The following is a 26,486-nucleotide window of genomic DNA, read 5'->3' as shown; positions in this document are numbered from 1 at the left end:
TGAACGAGAACGCAAAGTGAGGAGGGCCAAACCATGCTGAATCTCGCTTCTCCCCTGTCAAATCTGCCCGAACGGTGCGGGCAGGCGCCGTGGCCCGGCCACGAATACGTCAAGGGCTGGGGAGTTTTCGGCCTGCCTTTCGACAGCGGACACGTGCTGGCCTTGAGGGTGTTCCCGGAGAACGACTTCGGGCCGTACCGCACGGTGTGGCACCGTGACCCGTCCGGCCGGTGGTCGATCTTCGTGCACGGCGAGCGCCTCGACACGGCATGCCCCCGCTACTACGGGCCGGCATGTTCGTACACCGGCTTCGCCGAGATCGCCCTGGATTGGACCGGGCCCGCATCGCTGCGCGTCACGGTCGACGGTCCGGCGCTGGACTGGACGCTGACCGCCACCGCGGGTCCGGTGCTGCGCACCATGAACACGATCAGCCGGCGTCTGCCGCTGAGCACCTGGCGGCCGCGGCCGCTGGTGCGGGCACGCGAGATGCTGGCCGCCGGACTGGGGATGGGCCAGGTGCGGATGACGGGTGTCATGCCGAGCGGCCACGTGGGAACCCTTATGCCCCAACAGATGTACCTCATCGAGGAGGCATCTGCCACCGTCGGCGGGGTCGATCTGGGCCGGCCGGCACGGCTGGCCACCAACCCCGTGATCGGTGACGTGACACTGCCCGCGCGCGGTGTCCTGGCCATCGGCCAGGCGATGTGGCAGATCGCGGTACCGGATCGGTCGGGTGTCAGGCCGCCGACGTGACCCGGTAGACGTCGTACACGCCCTCCACGTTGCGCACCACGCTCAGCAGGTGGCCGAGATGTTTGGGATCGCCCATCTCGAAGGTGAACCGGCTGATCGCCACCCGGTCGTTGGAGGTGGTGACCGACGCCGAGAGGATGTTCACCTTCTCGTCGGCCAGTACCCGTGTGACGTCGGAGAGCAGACGGTGCCGGTCCAGGGCCTCGACCTGGATCGCCACCAGGAACACCGACGACGGCGACGGCGCCCAGTTCACCTCGATGATGCGTTCCGACTGTTGTTGCAGGGAAGCCGCATTCGTGCAGTCGGTGCGGTGCACGCTGACCCCACCACCGCGGGTCACGAAGCCCATGATGGTGTCGCCGGGCACCGGGGTGCAGCACTTGGCCAGCTTGGTCAGGGTTCCGGGCGCACCCGGCACCGCGACACCGGTGTCGTCGGTGCTGCGCTGCCGCACCGGCATGGTCAGCGGGGTGGACCGCTCGGCGAGTTCGTCCTCGGCCGCATCGTCGCCGCCGAACTGGGCGAGCAGACGCTGCACGACATGGCGTGCCGAGACGTGACCCTCACCGACCGCTGTGTAGAGCGCAGAGACGTCGGTGTAACGCAGCTCCCGCGCCAGTGCGCCCATCGAGTCGGCATTGATCAAGCGCTGCAACGGAAGTCCGCCTCGGCGAACTTCCCGGGCGATGGCGTCCTTCCCGGACTCCAGCGCCTCTTCGCGGCGTTCCTTGGCGAACCACTGCCGGATCTTGGCCTTCGCCCGCGGCGACACCACGAAGGTCTGCCAGTCGCGCGACGGCCCGGCATTGGGGGCCTTCGAGGTGAACACCTCGACGACCTCGCCGTTCTCCAGCTTGCGCTCCAAGGCGACGAGCCGGCCGTTGACCCGGGCCCCGATGCACCGGTGTCCCACCTCTGTGTGCACCGCGTAGGCGAAGTCGACCGGGGTCGAGCCCGTCGGCAGGTTGATCACGTCACCCTTGGGGGTGAAGACGAAGATCTCTTGTACCGCAAGGTCGTAACGCAACGACTCGAGGAACTCGCCGGGGTCGGCGGCCTCCCGCTGCCAGTCCAGCAGCTGGCGCATCCAGGCCATGTCGTCGATCTCGGTCGCGGCGTGGCTGTGTGGAACCCCATTGCGGCCCTTGGCTTCTTTGTAACGCCAGTGCGCCGCGATGCCGTACTCGGCGGTGCGGTGCATGTCCCGGGTGCGGATCTGCACCTCCAGCGGCTTGCCCTCGGGGCCGACGACCGTGGTGTGCAGCGACTGGTAGACGCCGTAGCGCGGCTGGGCGATGTAGTCCTTGAACCGGCCCGCCATCGGTTGCCAGAGCGAGTGCACGACACCGACCGCCGCGTAGCAGTCGCGGATCTCGTCGCACAGGATCCGCACGCCGACCAGATCGTGGATGTCGTCGAAGTCGCGGCCCTTGACGATCATCTTCTGGTAGATCGACCAGTAGTGCTTGGGCCGGCCCTCGACGACCGCGTTGATCTTCATCGCGCTCAGCGCCACGCCGATCTCGGCGCGCACCTTGGCCAGGTAGGTGTCGCGTGACGGCGCCCGGTCGGCGACCAGCCGCACGATCTCCTCGTACTTCTTCGGGTGCAGGATCGCGAACGACAGATCCTCCAGCTCCCACTTCACCGTCGCCATGCCGAGCCGATGCGCCAGCGGCGCAATCACTTCCAGCGTCTCGCGGGCCTTGCGGGCCTGCTTCTCCGGCGGCAGGAACCGCATGGTGCGCATGTTGTGCAGCCGGTCGGCCACCTTGATGACCAGCACCCGCGGGTCGCGGGCCATGGCGATGATCATCTTGCGGATCGTCTCGCCCTCGGCGGCCGAGCCGAGGACGACCTTGTCCAGCTTGGTCACCCCGTCGACGAGGTGGCCCACCTCGGCCCCGAACTCGGCGGTCAACGCCTCCAGCGTGTACCCGGTGTCCTCCACCGTGTCGTGCAGCAGCGCGGCCACCAGCGTGGTGGTGTCCATACCGAGCTCGGCCAGGATGTTGGCCACCGCCAGCGGATGGGTGATGTACGGATCACCGGATTTGCGGAGCTGGTCGGCGTGACGCTGCTCGGCGACGTCGTAGGCGCGCTGCAGCAACTGCAGGTCGGCCTTCGGGTAGATCTCGCGGTGTACCGCGACCAGAGGCTCCAGAACCGGGTTGACGGCACTGCGCTGCGCGGTCATCCGGCGGGCGAGCCGCGCGCGTACCCGCCGTGAGGCGCTGGTCTTCGTGGCGTCGGGTCCCGTGGCGCCCGGCAACACCGGAGGCGACTGCACCGCCTGGCCCGCCGTCGCGTCCGTACCCGTATCGCCGGCCATCGTCACCTCCCGGAGTTAACGCTTCAGAATCCGAGGATATCCCTCACACCGTGTGCAGGCTGCTGACCCTCAGCGGTGCCACCACATCCCGGCCGCCCAGGGCCGTCAATTCCAGCACCACGGCCGCGCTCAGCACATTGGCACCGCCGGCCTGCAGCAGTTGCGTCGCCGCGGCCAGCGTCCCGCCGGTGGCAAGGACATCGTCGATGATCACAACGTTGCGCCCGGCGATATCAATCCCGTCGGCCGGGATCTCCAGCGTCGCGCTGCCGTACTCGAGCTGATAGGTGACGCTGTGCACCGGAGGCGGCAGCTTCCCGCCCTTGCGCACGGCCAGCACACCGGTGCCGAGCCGGGTCGCCACCGCGGCGCCCAGCAGGAATCCCCGCGCGTCCAGGCCCGCGACCAGGTCTGCGCCGGCCGCGGTGGCAGCCAGCGCATCGGTCACCGCGCCCAGCCCCTCGGCATCGGCCAGCAACGGGGTCAGGTCCTTGAACTGCACTCCGGGCTCGGGAAAATCGGGAACCTCCCGGATCAGTTTCCTGACCAGCTCCGAGATCCCGGCGACGTCGCCGCTCACGTGGACAGCTTCCAACGGTCCATGTTCCAGCCTGCGCCCCATCGGGTCGGATTGCTGCTCACGGCGTACATCTTGGTCGATGTCAGCACGGTGCGCTGCTGGCGATACAGCGGCAGGGTCGGCATGTCGTTCCACAGGATCGGTGCGCCCTCCCCCGCCAGCCGGGCCAGTTCCTTCGGGTCGGTCGTGACGGCCTGCGCGTCGATGATTCCGTCGACGCGCTCGTTGCCGTAGCCGGGCAGGTTGTTGCCGTTGCCGGAGTGGAATGCGTAGGCGTCGATGGCCGACGAGCCCGAGGAGCCGCTGCCCGCGGCCCCGCCGGTGCTCGCCAGCAGTCCGTCGAACTCGTTGTTCCGCAGTGCCACCGGCCCGGCCGTGGCCGATCCGGCGTCCTGAACGGTGATGCCCGCCGCGGCGCACGATTTCGCGATGGCGCCCACGGTCGCCGCCAGCCGGGCGTTGGGCGTCTGATACCCGATGCGCACGGTCAGCGGCTTGTTGTTGAGGGCGGCCCGGGCGGCGTCAGGGTTGGCCACGCCGAATTGGGCGGCCTCTCCGACGTTCTCGGCCGCGCTGAACGCGTCGTCGGCGACCGGGCTGAGCCGGGAGTTGATGATCGGCGTCGCGGCGTTGCGGGCGATCACGTCCCGGGGGGTGCACAATGCGACGGCCCGCCGCGCCGGCGTGGCGGCCAGCGGACCACCGGGCGCGAAGATCAGCTGTTCGATCCCTGCCGACGGGGTCTCCGTGCTGACGTAGTCGTCGGGCAGGTTGAGCAGGCCCGAGGACCCGGACTCGATGTCGACGACATCGAAGGACCCCTCGTTGACCCGCTCCTGGATGTCGGCCCCGCGTGGCCACACCTCGATCCGGTTCGTGATCGCCGGCGTGCCCCACCACTTGTCGTTGGCGACCAGGACCACCACCCCGTCCTTGGACACCGAGTCGATCCGGTACGGGCCCGATGACGGGAACTTCTTGAGGTCGAGGTCGGGCTTGAGATCCCAGACGGTGTTCCACGCCTTGGCGATGCGGTCGATGGTCGGCTGGTCGCCGTTCTGGAGCGCCGTCGCCACACCCCCGTCGTCGAGGCCGAGTTCGTCGGCGATGACGTGCGCGGGCATCAGCGAGGTCGCCGCGAACAGATGCCCGTAGTCGAGGAATCCGCGATCCTGGGCGAACGACACTCGGGCCCGCTTCTGGCCCGGTGCGCAGTCCACCGAGCCGATGTCGCGGTAGCCCGCTCGGCTGGCGGCGTCGAATCCGGGAAAGCGGCCCGACTGCGCGCCCCAGGCCAGGACCAGATCGTCACAGGTGATCGGCTTGCCGTCGGAGTAAACCGCCTTGTCGCTGATCACGTAGTCGAGCACCAGCGGGGCGCGGCCCACGACCGACACCGAACCGAAGTCGTTGTCGGCGACCACCTGTCCTTCGGGGCCGTGATAGGCGAATCCGGTCAACGCCCGGGCGAACGCCTGCGGTCCTGCGGACGCGGCCCCGGCCACCGTGTTGGTGTTGTAGGTGGTCAGCGTGCCGTCGACGGCGTAGGCGATCTCATCGGCCGAGCTGTCCGAACACGCCGCCAGACCCATCGCGGTGACCACGGACAGCGTGGCCGCTGTCACCGCTGTCCGTGCGCGGGCGACGGTCCGCCACTGAACCATGCGGTTTACCGCCGGGTGTTTCGCTTGCCCGACGGACGTCCGGTCCGTGGGCCGGGACGTGCACCCGGTGCCGGCTTGGCCGGAGCAGGCTCGGTGGCGACCGACGCCGATACCGTCTCGGCACCGGACTCGGTCACCTCGGCGTCAGAGGCGCCCGCCGTCTCCTTGGTGGCCGTCGACGCCTTGGCGCCCTTCTCTCGCCGGTTGAGCACCCGCTTGGTGTGCTTGCGCACCAGTTCTGTGCGCTCACGCAGCGACACGAGCAGCGGCGTCGCGAAGTAGATCGACGAGTAGGTGCCGACGATGACGCCGACCAGCTGAACCAGGGCGAGATCCATCAGGGTCCCGACGCCCAGCAGCCACACCGCGATCACCATCAGGGCCACGATCGGCAACACCGAGATGAGGCTGGTGTTGATCGAGCGCATGAAGGTCTGGTTCACCGCGAGGTTGGCCTGCTCGGCGAATGTTCGCCGAGTGGTGTGCTCGAACCCGTGGGTGTTCTCCTCGACCTTGTCGAACACGATCACCGTGTCGTACAGCGAGAAGCCCAGAATCGTCAGCAGACCGATGACGGTGGCCGGCGTGACCTCGAACCCGACCAGCGAATAGACACCGGCCGTCACGACGAGGTCGAAGACCAGGGTGGCCATCGCGGCCATCGCCATGTAGCGCTCATAGCGCCAGGCGATGTAGATCGAGGCCAGCACGACGAAGACCACCAGCGCGATCAACGCCTTCTGGGTGATCTGACCGCCCCAGGTCTCGGACACCGCCGAGTCGCTGATCACCTGCTTGCTGGGCTGGCCGTCGCTGCCCTTGGGGTGGAACGCGTCGAACAGCGCGGTGCGCAGCTTTTCGGTCTCGTCGTTGGACAACGTCTCCGAACGGATCTGCACGGTCGCCGAGGCGCCGCTGCCGACCAGCACGACCGACTCGGGCGCCTTGTTCAGGGTCTTGCTGAAGACGTCCTCGACCTGCTGGACCGTGACGATCCCCTCCGAACCGGCCGACGGCATCGAGACCTTCGTGCCGCCCTCGAAGTCGATCCCGAAGGTGAACCCGCGAAGCACCATGCTGGCGATGCAGATCGCGACGATGATGCCGCTGACCGAATACCAGAGCTTGCGGCGGCCGATCACCTCGAAGGCGCCGGTACCGGTGTAGAGCCGGACGAAGAATCCGTGCTTGGGCAGTGCCGCAGAAGAGGATTCGATGTTCGGCGCCTCCACTGCGGTGTCCTTGACGTCCTCGGCGGCTGTGTCGTCGGTGGTCTTGCTCTTTGCAGCCATGTGCTTATCCCCGTCCCGCGGTCGCATGCGAAGCCTCCCGGCGTTCCCGCGCGATCTGTTGCACCGCACCGAGACCGTTGAGGGCAGGTTTTGCCATCGTCGGGGACTTGGACGCCAGGTACACCAGCGGCCAGGTCACCAGGAACACCACCACGATGTCGAGGATCGTGGTCAGACCCAGCGTGAACGCGAAGCCCTTGACCTGACCGATCGCCAGGAAGTACAGCACCGCGGCGGCCAGGAAGGTCACGGCGTTGCCCGACACGATCGTCTTGCGGGCGCGCGCCCAGCCTCGTGGCACAGCCGACCGGAAGGACCGGCCTTCGCGGATCTCGTCCTTTATTCGCTCGAAGAACACCACGAACGAGTCCGCGGTGGTGCCTATACCGATGATCAGACCGGCGATACCGGCCAGGTCCAGCGTGTAGCCGATGTATCTACCGAGCAGCACGAGGATGGCGAACACCATTGCGCCGGCAGCCACCAGGGACAGCGCCACCAGCAGGCCGAGCACGCGGTAGTACAGCAACGAATACAACAGCACCGCGGCCAGGCCGACCGCGCCCGCGATCAGGCCGGCCCGCATCGAGGACAGGCCCAGCGTCGCCGAAACGGTCTCGGCTTCAGAGGACTCGAACGACAGCGGCAGCGAGCCGTACTTCAGCACATTGGCCAGTTCCTTGGCCGAGTCCGAAGTGAACTGGCCGGTGATCTGGGTGTTGCCGCCGGGGATGGGTTCCCGGATCTCGGGCGCGCTGACCACCTGCGAGTCGAGGGTGAACGCCGTCTGCGTACCCACGTTCGCCGCGGTGAAGTCGGCCCAGGTCTTGGCGCCCCCGCTCTTGAAGGTCACGTCGACGACGTACTGGCCCTGCTGCTGGTTCAGCCCGGAGGTGGCGTCGGCGATCTCCTCGCCGCTCATGATCGACTTGCTCAGCAGGTAGACCGTCTGGCCGTCCTGGGAGCAGGTGATCAGCGGCAGGTTCGGGTCGTCGTTGCCGGCGAGCACGTCTTCCTCGCCGCAACGAGTGGCCTGGTACTGCAGCGCCAGGATCTGGATCGACGGGTTGGTGCTCTGCCGCAGTTCCTTCTCGTCGGAGATGCGCTGGGCCAGAGCGGCCTTGGCGTCACCGGGCTTGGGCGGTGCCGGAGCCGGCGCGGGGGCCGGGGCAGGTGCCTGGCCGGGCTCACCCGGGGCCGGGGCCGGAGTCGGTTCGCCGGGAGTCGGCGCGGGGTCCAGCGGGTAGGGCCGCGGCTGGGGCGCCGGGACCGGCTCACCCGCAGGCGGCGCCACCGGAGCCTCGCCCGGTGCACCCGGTGCCAGGCCCGGAATCGCACCGGGGAGACCGGGCACAACGCCGGGCGCGCCCGGTGCCGCAGGAGCACCCGGTGCAGTGGGAGCCCCAGGAGCGCCCGGTGCGCCGGGCTGCTGCCCCTGCTCGGCCGGCGGCTTGGCGGGCATCGCGTGCACGACGGGCCGGATGTACAGACGAGCGGTCTGGCCCAGGTTGCGGGCCTCGCTGCCGTCGTTGCCGGGAACGGTGATCACCAGGTTGTCGCCGTCGATGACGACCTCTGAGCCCGAGACTCCGAGACCGTCGACGCGGGCACTGATGATTTGTTGGGCCTGGTTGAGTGCCTCTCTGGTCGGCGTCGAGCCGTCCGGGGTGCGCGCTGTCAGCGTCACCCGGGTACCGCCCTGCAGGTCAATGCCGAGTTTTGGCTTGGCCTGCTTGTCGCCGGTGAGGAACACCAGCAGATATACGCCGATCAGAAGGACCAGGAAAAGTGTCAGGTAGCGCGCAGGATGCACCGGCGCCGAAGACGATGCCACGTTTCTAGGGTCTCCTCGAGATCAGTTCGTCAGCACCGCAAAGGGTACGTGCTTGTCCTGGGTGCTCTGCGGTCAGTCTTTCTTGAGACCGTCGGTGTCGATGACACCGGTGCTCTCCGTCAGTTCGGTCGCCGCCGCTGGGGCGTTGGCCTCCTCGGCATCGGCACCGTCCTCGGTGTCCTCCTCGATGCGGTCGCGCACGGCGAGCTTCATCCAGGTGGTGACGACGCCGGGGGCGATCTCCAGGTCGACGTTGTCGTCGGTGATACCGGTGATCGTGGCCTGCAGGCCCGAGGTGGTGTGTACCCGATCACCGATCTGCAGCGAGTTGTGCAGGTCGATGGTCGCCTGCATGGCCTTGCGCTGACGACGCGACGCGAAGAACATAAACGCGCCCATGACGATCAGCAGGGGCAGGAAAATGACGAGATCCATGTCAGTTATGTCTTTCGTGTTGTGTCAGATGTCAGGGCGACCGAGGCCACGATACCGCCGCCGACCCGGACCACCCCATTCGCCGCCGACTGGCGGTCCGCGCGACTAGGCTCGATACGCGTTCTTTCCGGCGCCGCCCTTCCCCCGTCGAGGAGGCAGTGTTGAGTCATCCCGAGCAGAGTCGCCATCTGGCCACCACCATTCCCGGCCCCAAATCTGAGGCGTTGATCGGCCGCAAAACGGCTGCGGTGGCCCGCGGCGTGGGAAACACCATGCCCGTGTATGCCGCTCGGGCCGGGGGCGGCATCGTCGAGGACGTCGACGGCAACCGGCTCATCGACCTGGGCTCGGGCATTGCTGTCACCACCATCGGCAACTCGTCGCCGCGCGTGGTCGAGGCGGTGGCCACGCAGGCCGGCGAGTTCACCCACACGTGCTTCATGGTGACGCCGTATGAGAAGTACGTCGCGGTCTGCGAGCACCTCAACCGGCTGACGCCGGTCCGCGGCGAGAAGCGCTCGGCCTTGTTCAACTCCGGTTCGGAGGCCGTGGAGAACGCGGTCAAGATCGCCCGGTCCTACACGCACAAGTCTGCCGTCGTCGCGTTCGACCACGCTTACCACGGACGCACCAACCTCACGATGGCGCTGACCGCAAAGTCCATGCCCTACAAGCACGGTTTCGGCCCGTTCGCGCCCGAGATCTACCGGGCACCGCTGTCCTACCCCTTCCGCGATGCCGAGTTCGGCAAGGAGCTGGCCACCGACGGCGCACTCGCGGCCAAGCGGGCCATCGACGTGATGGAGAAGCAGATCGGGGCGGACAACCTGGCCGCGGTCATCATCGAACCCATCCAAGGCGAAGGCGGGTTCATCGTCCCGGCCGACGGGTTCCTGCCCGCGCTGCTGGGGTGGTGCCGCGACAACAACGTGGTGTTCATCGCCGACGAGGTGCAGACCGGGTTCGCCCGGACGGGCGCGATGTTCGCGTGTGAGCACGAGGGCATCGATCCCGACCTCATCGTCACCGCCAAGGGCATCGCCGACGGTCTGCCACTGTCCGGGGTGACCGGACGCGCCGAGATCATGGACTCGCCGCACGTGTCTGGACTGGGCGGCACCTACGGCGGCAATCCGATCGCGTGCGCGGCGGCGCTGGCCACCATCGAGACCATCGAGGCCGACGGTTTGGTAGCCCGTGCCCAGCACATCGAACTCCTGATGAAGGACCGGCTGGGCCGGTTGCAGGCCGAGGACGACCGGATCGGCGACGTGCGCGGCCGGGGCGCGATGATCGCCGTCGAACTGGTCAAGGCAGGCACAACCACACCCGACCCGGATCTCACCAAGGCGCTGTGCGCCGGCGCCCATGCGGCCGGGGTGATCGTGCTGTCCTGCGGCACCTACGGCAACGTGCTGCGCTTCCTGCCGCCGTTGACGATCAGCGACGAACTGCTCGTCGAGGGACTCGACGTGCTCGAGCTGATCCTGCGGGACCTCTGACGCGCTAGTGCGCGTGGGTGTGACGTCCACCGAACAGTCCGCCCCAGCTCCGGCGTTTGGGCGCGGACGTGACTTCGGCGGGCGGCGCGTCGGCGACCGCGACGGGCTCGGCGGGCTCGGGGCGGACGACGGGGCGTTGCGCGTACTGGACATCACGCACACTGCGGACCGACAACCGACCGAGCGCCATGGCGCCGAGGAACACGATCAGCGCTCCCAGCCCGGAGAAGTACGCCAGCTCCAGCGACACTCGCTTGGCGTCGGTCACAGCTATCGGCATCCCGGCATCACCGATGCCAAGCGGCCCTGCGAGCGCCCGGCCCACCACGAACCAGGCCCCGGCCAGCACTGCCAGCCACGCGCCCATCAGTGCGGTGGCGCGGTTCCCCGAGCCCAGCAGCAGAAGGCCGCCGAGGGCTGTCGCGGCGCCCGGAAGCACCTCCAGCCAGCCGCGCGCCGTCGTCCAGACCCAACCCTGATCCGGGGTGAACGCGAAGTCGAAGTACGGTCCGACGAACGGGATCAGTGCACCCCAGATTCCGAGCAGGACCAGCAGGAACCCGCTGGCGGCTCCGCGGCTGCGTGCCATGCGCAGACGACTGCCGCGGGTATCGAATTCGGTCATGATGCCTCCTTTGACACCCCGGTGGGTACCCCAAACTCCGTGGCAGTAACGCCCCTACTCTGAGGGGATGCGTCTCGTCGGGAACGCCCTGCGCGATGAGCTGGCCGCCGCCTGGGAACGATGGGGCCACCGGGCGGATACCCGCGCGGGCGGCCGTTCCAGCAATCCGTTGACCCGGCTATCAGGCCTTCCCTGGCTCGCACTCAGGAACGCTCACACTCACAGCACATTGACAGCCGAGAAGCTGGTTTTCCGGAAATAAGTTTAGTTTCACTAACGTAGTAGTTGGTTAGCGCAACGTCGCGCCGGTGATTATTTCAGCTATCTGTAAAGAGGGTTTTTGATGTCGTTTGATACTCGTGATGAGCAACTGGCGAGCCGTATCGCCGATCTGACTGCCACCGATCCACAGTTCGCCGCCGCGATTCCCAGCGACACCGTCACCGCCGCCGTCGACGTCCCCGGCCTACTCCTGCCCGAAATCGTCCAGACCGTCCTGCAGGGCTACGCCGAGCGGCCCGCACTCGGAGAACGCGCCCTCGAATTCGTCGTCGACCCGGCCACCGGACGGACCACCGCGCGCCTTCTCCCCCGGTTCGACACCATCAGCTACGGCGAACTCTGGGACCGGCTCCGCGCACTCGCCGCCGCCTTGCACGCGTCCGGCGTCGCAGCCGGTGACCGGATCGCCATCCTGGGATTCACCAGCGCCGACTACACCGTGATCGACACCGCACTGACCCAGATCGGCGCGGTCTCGGTCCCCCTGCAGACCAGCTCCTCGCCCGAGGCGCTGGCACCGATCGTGACCGAGACCGAGCCGCGGGTGATCGCCGCGAGCGTCGACCACCTCGCCGATGCCGTCGAGCTGGCCCTGACCGCCCACGCTCCGGCCCATGTGCTCGTCTTCGACTACCACCCTGAGATCGATGACCATCGCGACGCGGTGGCATCGGCCACCGAGCGACTGGCCGCAGCCGGCCGCGCCATCGCGGTCGACACCCTGGCCGACCTGGTGGCCCGCGGCAGCGAGCTGCCGACACCCCCGGCACCGGAGACCGACGGCACCGACCCGCTCGCGTTGCTGATCTACACCTCCGGCAGCACCGGCGCCCCCAAGGGCGCGATGTACCTGCAGAGCTCGGTCGGCAAGTTCTGGCGGCGCAACAGCAAGGCCTGGCTCGGGCCGGTCAGCTCGGCGATCAATCTGAGCTTCATGCCGATGAGCCATGTGATGGGCCGCGGCATCCTCTACGCCTCCCTCGCCGCAGGCGGCACCTGCTACTTCGCGGCCCGCAGCGATCTGTCGACGCTCCTGGAGGACCTCGCCCTGACGCGGCCCACGGAGCTGAATTTCGTTCCGCGCGTGTGGGAGATGATCCACAGCGAGTTCCAGAGCCGGGTCGATCACCGCCTGGCCGATGCCGGCCAGGACCGTGAGGCGGTCGAGGCCGAGGTGCTGGCCGAGGTGCGGGACAAGGTCCTCGGCGGACGGTTCGTCGCGGCGATGACCGGCTCGGCACCCATCTCCGCCGAGCTCAAGACCTGGACCGAGGACATGCTCGGCATCCACCTGCTCGAGGGTTACGGCTCGACCGAGGCCGGTATGGCGCTCTTCGACGGCGTGGCCCAGCGCCCGCCGGTGATCGACTACAAGCTTGTCGACGTCCCCGATCTGGGCTACTTCGGCACCGATCAGCCGTATCCCCGCGGCGAGTTGCTGCTCAAGACCGAGAACCTGTTCCCCGGCTACTACAAGCGTCCCGAGGTCACCGCATCGGTGTTCGACGAGGACGGTTTCTACCGCACCGGCGACGTCGTCGCGGAGATCGGCCCGGATCAGCTGCGCTACGTCGACCGGCGCAACAACGTGCTCAAGCTCGCCCAGGGCGAGTTCGTCACGCTGGCCAAGCTGGAGGCGGTGTTCGGCAACAGCCCTCTGGTGCAACAGATCTACGTCTACGGCAACAGCGCGCAGCCCTATCTGCTGGCCGTGGTGGTGCCCACCGACGCAAGCGTTTCGAAAGAGGCGATCAGCGAATCCCTGCAAGAGGTCGCCAGGGACGCCGACCTGCAGTCCTATGAGATCCCGCGCGATTTCATCGTCGAGACAACACCTTTCACTCTGGAGAACGGTCTGCTGACCGGCATCCGCAAGCTGGCCTGGCCGAAGTTGAAGGCGCACTACGGCGAGCGGCTGGAGCAGCTGTACACCGAGCTGGCCGAGACCCAGGCCGGTGAGCTTCGAGCATTGCGGTCCCTGAGCCCCGACGCCCCGGTGCTGGAGACCGTGAGCCGGGCTGCCGGTGCCCTGCTGGGCGCTGCCGCGTCTGATCTGGGACCCGATGCCCACTTCACCGATCTGGGTGGAGATTCGTTGTCGGCGTTGACCTTCGGCAATCTCCTGCGCGAGATCTTCGATGTGGATGTGCCAGTGGGCGTGATCGTCAGCCCGGCCAACGATCTGGCCGGCATCGCCGGCTACATCGAAACGCAGCGCAGCGGATCCAAGCGCCCGACGTATGCGTCGGTGCACGGACGGCACGCCGCTGAAGTCAGTGCCGCCGATCTGACGCTGGACAAGTTCCTCGACGCGGACACCCTGGCCGCAGCGCCGAACCTGCCCAAGGCGAGCAGCGAGGTGCGCACCGTGCTGCTGACCGGCGCCACCGGGTTCCTCGGCCGCTACCTCGCGCTGGAGTGGCTGGAGCGCATGGACCTGGTCGACGGCAAGGTCATCGCACTGGTGCGGGCCAAGTCCGATGAGGAGGCCCGCGCCCGGCTGGACGCCACCTTCGACAGTGCCGGCCCCAACAGCGAAGGTGATGCGAAACTCCTTGCGCACTACCAGGATCTGGCCGCCGACCACCTCGAGGTGATCGCCGGGGACAAGGGCGAGGAGAACCTTGGCCTGGATCAGCAGACCTGGCAGCGACTGGCCGATGACGTCGACCTGATCGTCGATCCGGCCGCACTGGTCAACCACGTGCTGCCGTACAGCGAGTTGTTCGGGCCCAATGCCCTCGGCACTGCCGAGCTGATCAAGATCGCGCTCACCACGAAGATCAAGCCGTACACCTACGTGTCGACCATCGGCGTGGGCGATCAGATCGAGCCGGGCAAGTTCGTCGAGAACGTCGACGTCCGGGAGATGAGCGCGGTCCGCAAGGTCAACGACGGCTACGCCAACGGCTACGGCAACAGCAAGTGGGCCGGCGAGGTCCTGCTGCGCGAGGCCAACGACCTGTGCGGGCTGCCGGTGGCGGTGTTCCGTTGCGACATGATCCTGGCCGACACGACATACTCCGGCCAGCTGAACCTGCCCGACATGTTCACCCGGATGATGTTCAGCCTCGTCGCCAGCGGTATCGCGCCGGGCTCGTTCTACGAGCTCGACGCCGACGGCAAGCGGCAGCGCTCGCACTACGACGGCCTGCCGGTGGAGTTCATCGCCGAGTCGATCTCGACGTTGGGTGGGCAATCCGTGGAGAGCTTCGAGACCTACCACGTGATGAACCCCTACGACGACGGTCTCGGCATGGACGAGTTCACCGACTGGCTGATCGAGGCCGGCTACCCGATCGAGCGCATCGCCGACTACTCGCAGTGGATCCAGCGCTTCGAGAGCACCCTGCGCGCCCTGCCGGACAAGCAGCGCCAGGCCTCACTGCTGCCGCTGCTGCACAACTACCAGCAGCCCGAGCGGCCGATGCTGGGCGCCCTGGCCCCGACGGACCACTTCCGGGCCGCAGTGCAGGAAGCCAAGATCGGGCCCGACAAGGACATCCCCCATGTCAGCCCGGCAGTGATCGTCAAGTACATCACCGACCTGCAGCAGCTGGGCCTCCTGTAAGGACCCGTGCGCTCGTCCCACACCGTCGTGGGGCGAGCGCACGACGTCGGGGGTGACGCATCTCGCACCGCCGGAGCTGGCATCTCGAAATATAATTAGTTTTACTAACGTAGTAATCAGTAGGCACCGAAAACGTGCCGACGATAGTTATTTTGATTTGCTCAGGGGACCGATATGACCACCGAAACACGCGAGGACCGGCTCCAACGCCGGATCGCAACGCTGTACGAAACCGATTCACAGTTCGCCGACGCCCGCCCCAGCGACGCCGTCAACGCCGCCGTCGCCCAGCCTGAACTGCGGCTGCCGGCGATCGTCAAGGGTGTGCTCGCCGGTTACGCCGACCGGCCCGCGCTCGGACAGCGCGCCGTGGAACTCGTCACCGACGCCGACGGCCGCACCACCGCGGAGCTTCAGCCCCGTTTTGACACCATCACCTACCGCCAGCTGGGCGACCGCATCCAGGCCGTCACCAACGCCTGGCACAACCACCCGGTGAAGCCCGGCGACCGCGTCGCCATCCTCGGGTTCACCAGTGTCGACTACACCACGATCGACACCGCACTCATCGAACTCGGCGCCGTGTCGGTGCCCATGCAGACCAGCGCCCCGGTCGCCACGCTGCGGCCCATCGTCGCCGAGACCGAACCGACCGTGATCGCGGCGAGCATCGACTTCCTCGACGACGCAGTCGAATTGGTCCGCTCCGGACCCGCACCCCGCCGCCTGGTGGTCTTCGACTACCGGCCCCAGGTCGACGCGCAACGTGAGACCTTCCAGGCCGCCAAGACCGCGCTCGCCGGTACCGACGTGGTCGTCGAGCCGCTGGCCGACGTCCTCGATCGCGGCCGCTCACTGGCCGACGCACCGCTCTACACCCCGGGTCAGACCGACCCGCTGACCATGCTGATCTACACCTCCGGCAGCACCGGCACCCCCAAGGGCGCGATGTACCCGGAGAGCAAGGTCGCCAACATGTGGCAGCTCGCGTCGAAGGCCACCTGGGACGAGAACCAGTCCGTGCTGCCCGCGATCACCCTCAACTTCATGCCGATGAGCCACGTCATGGGCCGCGGCATCCTGATCGGCACGCTGAGCTCAGGCGGCACCGCGTACTTCGCCGCACGCAGCGACCTGTCGACCTTCCTCGACGATCTGGCCCTGGTCCGGCCCACGCAGCTCAGCTTCGTGCCGCGGATCTGGGACATGCTGTTCCAGGAGTATCAGAGCCGCCTGGACCGCTCCGGTGGCAGCGAGGACGAGGTGCTCACCGAGGTCCGCGAGGGCCTGCTGGGCGGGCGGTTCGTCTCCGCCATGACCGGCTCCGCGCCGATCTCCGCCGAGATGCACAGCTGGGTGGAGCGTCTGCTGGATATGCACCTGCTGGAGGGGTACGGCTCGACCGAGGCCGGTTCGGTCTTCGTCGACGGCCACATCCAGCGGCCGCCGGTGATCGACTACAAGCTGGTCGACGTCCCGGATCTGGGCTACTTCCGCACCGACCAGCCCCACCCCCGCGGTGAGCTGCTGGTGAAGTCCGAGCAGATGTTCCCCGGGTACTACAAGCGCCCGGAGATCACCGCCGAGATGTTCGACGAGGACGGCTATTACCGCACCGGCGACATCGTCGCCGAGCTCGGCCCCGATCACGTCGAATACCTGGACCGCCGCAACAACGTGCTCAAGCTTTCGCAGGGCGAGTTCGTCGCTGTTTCCAAGTTGGAAGCCGTCTTCGGCGACAGCCCGCTGGTGCGGCAGATCTTCGTCTACGGCAACAGCGCGCGTTCCTACCTGCTGGCCGTGGTCGTGCCCACCGATCCTTCCGTGTCCAAGCAGGCGATCAACGATTCGCTGCAGGACGCGGCCCGCGCCGCCGGATTGCAGTCCTACGAGGTGCCCCGCGATTTCATCGTGGAGACAACACCTTTCAGCCTGGAGAACGGCCTGCTGACCGGCATCCGCAAGCTGGCCCGGCCCAATCTGAAGACCCACTACGGCCAGCGGTTGGAGCAGCTCTACACCGAACTGGCCGAGGGACAGGCCAACGAACTGAGTGAACTACGGCGCAGCGGTGCCGACGCACCCGTTATCGACACCGTGAGCCGGGCCGCCGGAGCCCTGCTGGGCGCCGCGGCATCCGATCTCGCACCCGACGCCCACTTCACCGATCTGGGCGGAGACTCGTTGTCGGCGTTGACATTCTCCAACCTGCTGCACGAGATCTTCGCCGTGGACGTACCGGTCGGCGTGATCGTCAGCCCGGCCACCGATCTAGCCGGTATCGCCGGCTACATCGAAGCGCAGCGCCACGGATCCAAGCGCCCGACGTATGCGTCGGTGCACGGACGTGACGCCACCGAGGTGCACGCACGTGACCTGACGCTGGACAAGTTCCTCGACGCGGACACCCTGGCCGCCGCACCGTCGCTGCCCAAGGCGCCGACCGAGGTCCGCACGGTGCTGCTCACCGGCGCCACCGGCTTCCTCGGCCGCTACCTGGCCCTGGAATGGCTGGAGCGCATGGACCTGGTCGACGGCAAGGTCATCGCCCTGGTCCGCGCCAAGAGCGACGCCGAGGCCCGCGCCCGGCTCGACGCCACCTTCGACAGTGCTGGACCTAACAGCGGCGGCGACCCGAAACTGCTTGCGCACTACCAGGATCTGGCCGCCAAGCACCTTGAGGTGATCGCAGGCGACAAGGGCGAGGCCGATCTTGGTCTCGACCGCGACACCTGGCAGCGGCTGGCTGATGACGTCGACCTGATCGTCGACCCGGCCGCACTGGTCAACCACGTGCTGCCGTACAGCCAGATGTTCGACGCGAATGCCCTCGGCACTGCCGAGCTCATCCGCATCGCGCTCACCACGAAGATCAAGCCGTTCGTCTACGTCTCGACCATCGGTGTGGCCGGGGGCATCAAGCCCGGTGAGTTCGTCGAGGATGCCGATATCCGGGTGATCAGCCCGACCCGGCAGGTCGACGATTCCTACGCCAACGGCTACGGCAACAGCAAGTGGGCCGGCGAAGTCCTGCTGCGTGAGGCCCACGACCTATGTGGTCTGCCGGTCTCGGTGTTCCGTTGCGACATGATCCTGGCCGACACCACCTACTCGGGCCAGCTCAACCTGCCTGACATGTTCACCCGGTTGATGCTGAGCCTGGTGGCCACCGGCATCGCACCCGGATCGTTCTACGAGCTCGACGCAGACGGCAACCGCCAGCGGGCCCACTACGACGGGCTTCCTGTCGAGTTCATCGCAGAGGCGATCTCGACGCTGGGCGTGCATGTCACCGAAGGGTTCGAGACGTATCACGTGATGAACCCGTACGACGACGGCCTCGGTCTCGACGAGTTCGTGGACTGGCTGATCGAAGCTGGTTACCCGGTGCACCGCATCGACGAATATGGCCAGTGGTTGCAGCGCTTCGACACTGCGCTGCGCACGCTGCCGGACAAGCAGCGTCAGGCCTCACTGCTGCCGCTGCTGCACAACTACCAGCAGCCGTCGCATCCGTTGTTGGGCGCGGCCGCGCCGACCGACCGGTTCCGGGCGGCTGTGCAGGAAGCCAAGATCGGGCCCGACAAGGACATCCCCCATGTCAGCCCGGCAGTGATCGTCAAGTACATCACCAACCTGCAGATGCTCGGGTTGCTGTAAAAGACTTCCCCACAAGGGAAGAATCCCCTGAGCGGCCGCGGTCCCTACCAAGGACCGCGGCCAATCAGTATGTACCGTGGCGAGATGACCAGCACGCGCGTCTCCGGCCACGTCGATGCGCCCCGCGTCGCGGTCTATCGGGCGCTCGTCGACGCCGACGCGATCGCGGCGTGGCGGGTTCCGGCCGGAATGCGCAGCGAGGTACACAAGTTCGACGCGCGCGAGGGCGGAACCTTCCGCATCTCACTGCACTACGACTCGCCGGACGCCGTCGGGAAGTCCAGCGCCCACACCGACACCTATCACGGTCATTTCGTCGAGCTGGTGCCGGATGAGCGGGTCGTCGAAGCCATCGAGTTCGAGAGCGACGATCCCGCCTTGGGCGGCGTGATGACGATGACGACGACGTTGCGTGAGTCCGGAGACGGCACCGATGTCCTCATCGAGCACGACGGGATTCCCGACGCGGTGAATCCGGCCGACAACGAGACCGGCACGCGAATGGCGTTGGCCGCGCTGGCTGCATGGGTGGAAAACCACAGCTAGGCGAACTGGTGCGCCGTTGTCGGAGGCTCGACGTAGTATCGAACACATGTTCGAATCATTCGCGCGGATCGACCCCGGTGCCGGTGAGGCGGCGCTGCGGGATCGCATCGCGGAGCTCGAACGACTCAAGTCGGCCGCCGCAGCCGGGCAGGCTCGCGCCGCCGCCGCCCTGGAGGCCGCCCGCCGTGGCACAGAAGCTGCCGCCGGCGTTCCTGTCGCGCGGCGTGGGCGCGGACTGGGCTCGGAAATCGGACTGGCCCGCATGGATTCACCCTCCCGCGGCAGCCACCACCTCAGCGATGCTCGCATCCTCGTGCGCGACATGCCGTGCACATTGGCTGCCCTGGAATCCGGGGTGTTGACCGAATCCCGCGCCCGGTTGATCGTCCGTGAGGCCGCCTGCCTGTCCCCCCGCTGACCGGCGCCGCCTCGACGAACAACTCTGCGCGGACCACACCACGCTGGTCGGCCTCGGCGATGCGCGGCTGACGTCGGACGCGAAAACCATTGCATACCAACTTGATCCGGTATCCGTCATCGAACGGGCCACCCGCGCCCCCGAGGATCGCAACGTCACCTTCCGGCCGGCGCCCGACGCCATGGCCATCGTCACGGCCCTGCTGCCCGCGACCGACGCGGCATCCGTGCGCTCCGCACTCACCGATGCGGCCGACCGTTGCACCGATGGTCGCAACCGCGGTCAGGTCATGGCCGACACGCTGACTGCCCGCATCACCGGTCGTGATGTCACCAAACCCGTCCCCGTCGCGGTCAACCTGGTGCTCTCCGACGACACCCTGTTCGCCGGCAGCGCGCAGCCCGCGCGCCTGCAGGGCCATGGGCCCCTTCCCGCAGCGGCAGCCCGGCGCATGATCGGCAACGCCCTCGCGGACGACAGTTCCTGGGCCACCCTGCGCCGCCTCTACGCCGCCCCGGACACCGGAGCACTGGTCGCAATGGAATCCCGGTCCCGGCGGTTCCCGAAGGGCCTCGCCCGCTTCATCGCCACCCGAGATCAAACCTGCCGCACGCCGTACTGCGATGCCCCGATCCGGCACATCGACCACGTGAAGCCGCATCACCGGAACGGGTCGACCTCCGCGGCCAACGGTCAGGGGCAGTGCGAGCGCTGCAATTACGTCAAGGAGAGCCCCGGCTGGTAAGTGGTGGCCGGTGTCGACGAATCAGGCAGGCACACGACAGAATTCATCACCCCCACCGGTGCCACCTATCGGTCGACCGCACCACCGCTGGCCGGTGGCCTGCGGGTGTTCACCCGGGAAATCCACCTCGTGGTCAACAAGCGCGCGGCCTAGACCAGCAACGCCACGACCAGAAGCACGACCGCGATCAGCGGGAAGACGCCCTGGGTGATCGCCGCGCGCGCCTTGTCCGGCGAGCTCGTCAGCAGGACCGCGGCGGCGGCCAGCATCGACCCCACCCCGGCGAATACCAGAGCAAGCCCAACCCCGTTGTGCCCCACACCCACCGCGACGATGCCGATGACCGTGACGATCGCCAGGAACAGGTTGTAGAAGCCCTGATTGAACGCGAGCTCCTTGGTGGCCTGCGCCTCCTCCTCACTGATGCCGAAGGTGGCGCGGGTACGCGGTGAAGTCCAGGTCAGCGACTCCATCACGAAAATGTAGACATGCAGGACCGCGGCGAGCGCGGCGAACACCAGACCGGCGATGACCATGCCGTCTATTCAAACAGGCCGGGCTGTCCCAGTCCGGTAACCGGCGGTTGCATGCCCAGATGCGTCCACGCCAGCGGCGTGGCCACCCGGCCCCGCGGGGTGCGGGCCACCATGCCGGCGCGCACCAGGAAGGGCTCGCAAACCTCCTCGACCGTGGTCGCTTCTTCACCCACCGCCACCGCCAGGGTCGACACGCCGACCGGACCACCGCCGAAGCTGCGGGTAAGCGCCGCGAGCACGGCGCGGTCCAGGCGGTCGAGACCGAGTTCGTCGACGTCGTAGACCTCCAACGCGGCCTTGGCGATATCGCGGGTGATCACGCCGTCGGCGCGGACCTCGGCGTAGTCCCGGACCCGGCGCAACAGCCGGTTGGCGATGCGGGGCGTGCCACGGGAGCGCCGGGCGATCTCCGTGCCCGCCTCGACACCCAACTCGATGCCGAGGATGCCGGCCGAGCGGGCCAGTACCCGCTCGAGTTCAACCGGCTCGTAGAAGTCCATATGCGCGGTGAACCCGAACCGGTCCCGCAGCGGACCGGTCAGCGCGCCTGACCGGGTGGTCGCCCCCACCAACGTGAACGGCGCGACCTCGAGCGGGATCGACGTGGCGCCAGGGCCTTTGCCGACCACCACGTCGACGCGGAAGTCCTCCATCGCCAGATACAGCATTTCCTCGGCGGGCCGGGCGATGCGGTGGATCTCGTCGATGAACAGCACATCGTGCTCGACGAGGTTGGACAGCATCGCGGCCAGGTCACCGGCCCGCTCCAGCGCGGGACCCGAGGTGAGCCGCAGCGAGGAGCCCAGCTCGGCCGCGATGATCATTGCGAGTGAGGTCTTGCCCAACCCGGGAGGGCCGGACAGCAGGATGTGATCCGGTGTGCCGCCGCGGTTCTTGGCGCCCTCGATGACCAGCTGCAGCTGCTCGCGAACCCGGGGCTGACCGATGAACTCGCCCAGTGAGCGCGGGCGCAGGCTGGCGTCGATATCGCCTTCACCTACCGTCAGTGCCGGAGAGACCTCCCGCTCGTCGGGTTCGTCGTCATCGTCGAAACGGCCCATTACTTCTTACCCAACATGGAAAGCGCTGCCCGCAGCGCGGAAGCCGTCGTCGCCTCGGGATCGTTGGCCAGGACCTTGTCGGTGGCCTCCTCGGCCTGCTTGGCCGCAAAGCCAAGTCCGACAAGGGCTTCCACCACCGGAGCGCGCACCGCGTGACCCATCGCCCCGCCGATCGCTCCGGGAGTCACCGGACCGATCTTGTCGCGCAGTTCGAGCACCATCCGCTCTGCGCCGCGCTTACCGATGCCTGGAACCCGGGTCAGGGCCGTCACGTCCCCGTCGGCCAGTGCCTGCCGCAGGGCCTGCGGGTCGTAGACCGCCAGCGTCGCCAACGCGATCTTCGGCCCGACGCCCGAGACTCCCAGCAGCGTCAGGAAGAGGTCGCGGGCATCGCCATCGGCGAACCCGTAGAGCGTCATCGAATCCTCGCGCACGATCATCGCGGTGATCAGCCGCGACTCGGCACCCCGGCGCAGGTTGGCCAGCGTCGAAGGCGTCGCCATCACCTTGTAGCCGACGCCGGCGGCCTCGATCACGGCATGGTCCAGGGCGATGTCGATGACCTCACCACGCACCGAGGCGATCATGCCCGGGCCGCCTTCGCGGTGGATTTCAGGCGGGCCTGATATTTGCGGCGTTGTTCGGCGGCCATCGCCTCGGCGGCCGCCATCCGCGCGATCATCGGGGCGCGCCAGCAGTGGCAGATAGCCAGCGCCAGCGCGTCGGCGGCGTCAGCCGGGGTCGGCTTGGCTTGCAGGGCAAGAATTCTGGTGATCATCTCGGTGACCTGGGCCTTGTCGGCGCGGCCGTTTCCGGTGACGGCCGCCTTCACTTCCGACGGGGTGTGAAAATGGACCTCGATGTCGCGGCGGGCCGCGGCCAGTGCGATCACACCGCCGGCCTGGGCCGTGCCCATCACCGTCGACACATTCTGCTGTGCGAAGACCCGCTCGATCGCGATCACGTCGGGCCGGTGGGTGTCCATCCAGTGCTCGGCCACATCGCTGATCTCCAGCAGCCGCTTCTGGAGCGGCGCATCGGCCGGGGTGCGGACCACGTCCACATCCAGCGCGGTGACCTGCCGACCGCGACCGCTCTCGACCACAGACAGGCCGCAGCGCGTCAACCCGGGATCCACTCCCATCACCCGCACACGAACCCCTTCGTCAGAACATCTGTTCGATAGCGTAGCGGGCCGCGCCGACGGGTTGCCGCAGGGACACGCCAATCAGCGGTACCAGTACCCAGATGAGGTTTGCCGATCCGCCTGACGCGACGGCGGGTACGGCGGGTTCTGCTGCGAGACACCGGAGGTGAGGATGTTCCGGCGGATCTCATCCATTCGCCGCTCCGATGCTCGCCATCCTTTGACGCGTTCGGTACCGACTTCCCTGCCGTCCCGCTCGATGACGATCGTCCAGGGCACCCCGAGGAATTTCGCCACGAACCAGAACGGCCAGGCCAGGAAGACCAGCAGCACGACGGCGGTGAATACCGTCCCGATCACCCCGTCGGAGTCCCCCGCCGTGTCCGGGCCGGACATCCACTTGCGTCGCACCGTCCAATTGACACCGCGCGGATCGGTCACGGCCTCGTGCCTGATCTCCATGCGCCCCACCCCCTCCAGCGGCACACACCGCATCCGAGATCACCGTAATGCCGCCGGTGAGGAGTGCCGCGCACTCAGTGCGCTGGGCTGAGTGAGCGACCCGGCGATACCGTGGTCGTGGGAGGTACGGATATGCGCGTGGTTATTGCCGGCGGACACGGAAAGATCGCCCTGATCCTCGAACGGTTGCTGTCGGCGCGAGGCGACGAGGCGGTCGGGCTCATCCGCAACCCCGCCCAGGCCGCCGACCTGGAGGCGGCCGGCGCGACCGCGGTCGTGCTGGACCTCGAGAGCGCATCGGTCGCCGAGGTCGCGGACGCCGTGCGCGGCGCCGACGCCGTGGTGTTCGCGGCCGGTGCCGGGCCGGGCAGCGGAGCGGCCCGCAAGCAGACCGTGGATCGCGATGCGGCGATTCTGCTGGCCGATGCGGCCGAGGCCGCCGGCGTGGGCCGCTACGTGATGGTCTCGGCGCTCTCCGCAGACGACCGCTCGCTCGACGAGAACTACGACGAGGTGTTCCTGGCCTACATGCACGCCAAGTCCGAGGCGGATGCCGACGTGCGGGCCCGCTCCGGATTGCGGACCACCATCGTGCGTCCGGGCGGGCTCACCGATGAGCCCGGTACCGGAAACGTGACCGTCGCCGATTCCACCGGCCGTGGGAGCATTCCCCGCGAGGATGTCGCCGGGGTGCTGCTTGCCGTGCTGCACGAGCCGGAGACTGCGGGCCGGACCTTCGAGGTGATCTCCGGCGAGACGCCCATCGACTCGGCGCTGCACTGACCGTTCTCACCTCAGGGGGTCAGCGGTCCACCCGCCGCACGCCAGTGGATCAGGCCACCGCTCATGTTGACTGCCTCGAAACCGTTCTCCACCAATAGATTTGCCGCACCGGCGGACCGGAGCCCGCCGGTGCAGAAGGTGATCAGTAGACGGTCGTCGGGAAGCTCCAGGCAGCGCTCGGGCAGCTCCTCGAGCGGCATATGCACCGCGACGGGAATGTGAACCCGGTTCCACTCGAACGCGCGACGAACGTCGATGACGAGCGCGCCGCCATGGACGAGGCGGACCGCCTCGGCGGCGCTGACGGCCGGCGGTCGCCGCAGGTAGTGCCGGAAGCTCATGCGCTCTTCGCCTCTCGCCGCACGTTGACCATGGTGAGCGGACCGCTCAGCACTGGGATCAGAGCACCGATCCGGGTTCGCGCGGTCAGGTCACGTCCGAACAGCGCGATGACGGCCACCGCCAGATAGAGCGCGCCGTGCGCCGGGCCGAGGACGTGTGCGAGCGCTTCGTCGTGCACGGTGGCGAGATTCACCAGCAGAACCAACACGCTGACGAGTTCGAGGACCGAGAGCACACCGAGGGTGCGGAGTAACCCCGTCACGGGTGCACGACCATCAGCACCACGACGACCACCCACAGCAGGTTGAAGACGCCTGCCATCATGCCGAGACGGCGCAATTGAGCGCCGTCGTCGGGAGCGTCGAGCGCCCGCTGTTGGCGCGGCACGATCTGCAGCGCGAGCAACCCGCCCGCCACGGCCGTGAGCGCCATGGCGACGACGACCCAGATCTCGGTCGCGCGGCCCTGCACGGTGGCGAGTACGAGGCCGATGACCGGAACCGCGAGCGCCAGAAGCCCGTAGACGCGGGTGATGCGATGCAGCAGTCGCGCGGTGTCGGCGTTGCGCTCGACGCGTTCGCCGCCTCCCGGCGCCACAGCCACCGGCGCATATCGGGGAAACATGCTGGTGGTCACTGCCACCGGGCCCACGAACAGGATGCCTGCCACCACATGGATGGACAGCAACACGAACTCCATAACCTTCAGGCTAACTGAAGGTTATGGAGAACCCGACATGATCCGTGTCATATGTGCACGCAGTGCTTCGGTCAGTTCGGGGTACTGAACGGCGAATCGCGCATCCAGCTCGGCCACGACCTCGGTAGCCCGGCCCAGTAGCGCCTCGCCCTCGGGGGTGACCTGCAATGTCGACGCCGCGCCGGCGTGCGCCGTCGCGTCCTCGACCAGGCCCGCCTCAACGAACGACGCGACCGCCGCATGCGCACTCTGCACGGTGATGCGCGAGCGCCGGGCCAGCTCGCTGAACGAGATGCCCGGATTTCCGCGAACGTGCCCCAGCAATCCGAATTTGCGCGTGGTCAGCCCGAGCGGTTTGAGGGCGTCGACGAACGCGGATTCCCAGACCCGGCTGATCGTGAGCAGCGCGATGGTCGGGCTGAATGGGGGCGGCTCGGGCAGTGGCTACTCCTCGTCGAGCTGCGCAGCGACATCGTCAGGGATGTCGATGTTGGTGTAGACCTCCTGCACGTCGTCGCTGTCCTCCAGCGCGTCGACGAGCTTGAGCACCTTGCGGGCGCCTTCCAGGTCGACCGGCACACTCACCGACGGCTGGAAGCTGGCTTCGGCCGAGTCGTAGTCGATACCGGCGTCCTGCAGCGCCGTGCGAACCGCGACCAGGTCGGTGGGCTCGGAGATGATCTCGAAAGAGTCGCCGAGGTCGTTGACCTCCTCGGCACCGGCCTCCAGGACGGCCATCAGCACGTCGTCCTCGGTCAGGCCGTTCTTCTCCAGCGTCACCACACCCTTGCGGGAGAACAGGTAGGCCACCGAACCCGGGTCGGCCATGTTGCCGCCGTTGCGGGTCATCGCGACGCGGACTTCACCGGCGGCGCGGTTGCGGTTGTCGGTCAGGCATTCGATGAGCACCGCGACACCGTTGGGGCCGTAGCCCTCGTAGGTGATGTTCTGCCAGTCGGCGCCACCGGCTTCTTCACCACCGCCACGCTTGCGGGCCCGCTCGATGTTGTCGTTGGGAACCGAGCTCTTCTTGGCCTTCTGGATGGCGTCGTAGAGAGTGGGGTTACCGGCCGGGTCGCCCCCGCCGACACGTGCCGCGACCTCGATATTCTTGATCAACTTGGCGAACATCTTGCCGCGCTTGGCGTCGATGACGGCCTTCTTGTGCTTGGTGGTGGCCCACTTGGAATGGCCGCTCATGCAGGTAC

General features: G+C 67.6%; 23 protein-coding genes and 1 pseudogene. 7 read left to right on the top strand and 17 right to left on the bottom strand.

Features of this window, described 5'->3' with window-relative positions; all coding sequences use genetic code 11:
- The first annotated feature begins 33 nt into the window (after window positions 1-33).
- Entirely contained in the window at window positions 34-759 is a 726-nt protein-coding gene (locus EH231_RS04300) for a hypothetical protein (protein ID WP_206429632.1), read from the top strand.
- Here EH231_RS04300 and EH231_RS04295 read toward each other — a convergent pair.
- The 6 genes from EH231_RS04295 to yajC form a co-directional block, all read right to left on the bottom strand.
- Window positions 743-3,094, bottom strand: a complete 2,352-nt coding sequence (locus tag EH231_RS04295; protein WP_044519455.1) for a RelA/SpoT family protein — start codon at window positions 3,092-3,094, stop codon at window positions 743-745. The genes EH231_RS04300 and EH231_RS04295 overlap by 17 nt on opposite strands.
- A gap of 43 nt (window positions 3,095-3,137) precedes the next feature.
- Window positions 3,138-3,716, bottom strand: coding sequence for an adenine phosphoribosyltransferase (locus EH231_RS04290; RefSeq protein ID WP_090425448.1), 579 nt, complete (start codon window positions 3,714-3,716; stop codon window positions 3,138-3,140).
- On the bottom strand, window positions 3,671-5,338 hold the full coding sequence (locus tag EH231_RS04285; RefSeq protein WP_124711949.1) for an ABC transporter substrate-binding protein: 1,668 nt from the start codon (window positions 5,336-5,338) through the stop codon (window positions 3,671-3,673). Before EH231_RS04285 ends, EH231_RS04290 begins: the two co-directional genes overlap by 46 nt.
- Window positions 5,339-5,343: 5 nt before the next feature.
- Complete coding sequence (gene secF / locus EH231_RS04280; protein ID WP_090425446.1) at window positions 5,344-6,630, bottom strand: protein translocase subunit SecF; 1,287 nt, start codon at window positions 6,628-6,630, stop codon at window positions 5,344-5,346.
- Between the two features lie 4 nt (window positions 6,631-6,634).
- A complete protein-coding gene (secD, locus tag EH231_RS04275; protein WP_124711948.1) occupies window positions 6,635-8,464 on the bottom strand; it encodes a protein translocase subunit SecD in 1,830 nt (609 codons plus the stop codon).
- Window positions 8,465-8,536: 72 nt separating this feature from the next.
- Window positions 8,537-8,899, bottom strand: a complete 363-nt coding sequence (gene yajC / locus EH231_RS04270) for a preprotein translocase subunit YajC (protein ID WP_090425444.1) — start codon at window positions 8,897-8,899, stop codon at window positions 8,537-8,539.
- A gap of 161 nt (window positions 8,900-9,060) precedes the next feature.
- Between yajC and gabT the strand changes: the two genes are divergently transcribed.
- On the top strand, window positions 9,061-10,401 hold the full coding sequence (gene gabT, locus EH231_RS04265) for a 4-aminobutyrate--2-oxoglutarate transaminase (RefSeq protein WP_124711947.1): 1,341 nt from the start codon (window positions 9,061-9,063) through the stop codon (window positions 10,399-10,401).
- Window positions 10,402-10,405: 4 nt separating this feature from the next.
- Here gabT and EH231_RS04260 read toward each other — a convergent pair whose 3' ends face one another.
- Window positions 10,406-11,026, bottom strand: coding sequence for a hypothetical protein (locus EH231_RS04260; RefSeq protein ID WP_124711946.1), 621 nt, complete (start codon window positions 11,024-11,026; stop codon window positions 10,406-10,408).
- A gap of 343 nt (window positions 11,027-11,369) precedes the next feature.
- On the opposite strand from EH231_RS04260, the gene car (EH231_RS04255) reads away from it, so the two are divergent.
- The 4 genes and pseudogenes from car (EH231_RS04255) (at window position 11,370) to EH231_RS04240 (ending at window position 20,401) form a co-directional block, all read left to right on the top strand.
- The gene (gene car, locus EH231_RS04255; RefSeq protein WP_124711945.1) at window positions 11,370-14,879 is read left to right on the top strand and encodes a carboxylic acid reductase; all 3,510 of its coding nucleotides are present in this window, start codon (window positions 11,370-11,372) and stop codon (window positions 14,877-14,879) included.
- A gap of 174 nt (window positions 14,880-15,053) precedes the next feature.
- On the top strand, window positions 15,054-18,539 hold the full coding sequence (gene car / locus EH231_RS04250; protein ID WP_124711944.1) for a carboxylic acid reductase: 3,486 nt from the start codon (window positions 15,054-15,056) through the stop codon (window positions 18,537-18,539).
- A gap of 84 nt (window positions 18,540-18,623) precedes the next feature.
- Window positions 18,624-19,085, top strand: coding sequence for an SRPBCC family protein (locus tag EH231_RS04245; RefSeq protein WP_090426186.1), 462 nt, complete (start codon window positions 18,624-18,626; stop codon window positions 19,083-19,085).
- Window positions 19,086-19,131: 46 nt separating this feature from the next.
- Window positions 19,132-20,401 (top strand): annotated as a pseudogene (locus EH231_RS04240) (HNH endonuclease).
- Here EH231_RS04240 and EH231_RS04235 read toward each other — a convergent pair.
- The 5 genes from EH231_RS04235 to EH231_RS04215 form a co-directional block, all read right to left on the bottom strand.
- Window positions 20,398-20,784 carry a DUF1304 domain-containing protein gene (locus tag EH231_RS04235; protein ID WP_124711943.1) on the bottom strand — a complete coding sequence of 129 codons (387 nt, stop codon included), beginning with the start codon at window positions 20,782-20,784 and terminating at the stop codon, window positions 20,398-20,400. The pseudogene EH231_RS04240 and the gene EH231_RS04235 sit on opposite strands and share 4 nt — an antisense overlap.
- Window positions 20,785-20,789: 5 nt before the next feature.
- Window positions 20,790-21,845 (bottom strand): Holliday junction branch migration DNA helicase RuvB, encoded by a 1,056-nt coding sequence (gene ruvB / locus EH231_RS04230; protein WP_124711942.1) that lies wholly within the window; start codon window positions 21,843-21,845, stop codon window positions 20,790-20,792.
- Window positions 21,845-22,432, bottom strand: coding sequence for a Holliday junction branch migration protein RuvA (ruvA, locus tag EH231_RS04225; RefSeq protein ID WP_090425436.1), 588 nt, complete (start codon window positions 22,430-22,432; stop codon window positions 21,845-21,847). The genes ruvB and ruvA overlap by 1 nt, the downstream gene beginning before the upstream one ends.
- Complete coding sequence (gene ruvC / locus EH231_RS04220) at window positions 22,429-22,998, bottom strand: crossover junction endodeoxyribonuclease RuvC (protein ID WP_090425435.1); 570 nt, start codon at window positions 22,996-22,998, stop codon at window positions 22,429-22,431. Before ruvC ends, ruvA begins: the two co-directional genes overlap by 4 nt.
- 75 nt (window positions 22,999-23,073) lie before the next feature.
- Complete coding sequence (locus tag EH231_RS04215) at window positions 23,074-23,454, bottom strand: hypothetical protein (protein ID WP_124711941.1); 381 nt, start codon at window positions 23,452-23,454, stop codon at window positions 23,074-23,076.
- Between the two features lie 132 nt (window positions 23,455-23,586).
- On the opposite strand from EH231_RS04215, the gene EH231_RS04210 reads away from it, so the two are divergent.
- Complete coding sequence (locus EH231_RS04210; RefSeq protein WP_124711940.1) at window positions 23,587-24,237, top strand: SDR family oxidoreductase; 651 nt, start codon at window positions 23,587-23,589, stop codon at window positions 24,235-24,237.
- A gap of 11 nt (window positions 24,238-24,248) precedes the next feature.
- On the opposite strand, the gene EH231_RS04205 is transcribed toward EH231_RS04210, so the two are convergent.
- The 5 genes from EH231_RS04205 to EH231_RS04185 are packed head-to-tail and all read right to left on the bottom strand — an operon-like array spanning window position 24,249 to window position 26,478.
- Window positions 24,249-24,578: a rhodanese-like domain-containing protein gene (locus EH231_RS04205; protein WP_090425432.1), complete on the bottom strand. Its 330-nt coding sequence runs from the start codon at window positions 24,576-24,578 to the stop codon at window positions 24,249-24,251.
- Window positions 24,575-24,841, bottom strand: coding sequence for a hypothetical protein (locus tag EH231_RS04200; protein WP_090425431.1), 267 nt, complete (start codon window positions 24,839-24,841; stop codon window positions 24,575-24,577). Before EH231_RS04200 ends, EH231_RS04205 begins: the two co-directional genes overlap by 4 nt.
- Window positions 24,838-25,278 carry a hypothetical protein gene (locus EH231_RS04195; protein WP_090425430.1) on the bottom strand — a complete coding sequence of 147 codons (441 nt, stop codon included), beginning with the start codon at window positions 25,276-25,278 and terminating at the stop codon, window positions 24,838-24,840. The genes EH231_RS04200 and EH231_RS04195 overlap by 4 nt, the downstream gene beginning before the upstream one ends.
- A gap of 21 nt (window positions 25,279-25,299) precedes the next feature.
- Window positions 25,300-25,719, bottom strand: a complete 420-nt coding sequence (locus tag EH231_RS04190) for a MarR family winged helix-turn-helix transcriptional regulator (protein ID WP_124711939.1) — start codon at window positions 25,717-25,719, stop codon at window positions 25,300-25,302.
- A 3-nt stretch (window positions 25,720-25,722) separates the two neighbouring features.
- Window positions 25,723-26,478 (bottom strand): YebC/PmpR family DNA-binding transcriptional regulator, encoded by a 756-nt coding sequence (locus EH231_RS04185; RefSeq protein WP_090425428.1) that lies wholly within the window; start codon window positions 26,476-26,478, stop codon window positions 25,723-25,725.
- Window positions 26,479-26,486: the final 8 nt, after the last annotated feature.

The organism is Mycolicibacterium nivoides (assembly GCF_003855255.1).
In the GTDB taxonomy this organism is placed as follows: domain Bacteria; phylum Actinomycetota; class Actinomycetes; order Mycobacteriales; family Mycobacteriaceae; genus Mycobacterium; species Mycobacterium nivoides.
The sequence above is the reverse complement of the archived record's forward strand: the minus strand, read 5'-3'. Positions and strand labels throughout refer to the sequence as shown.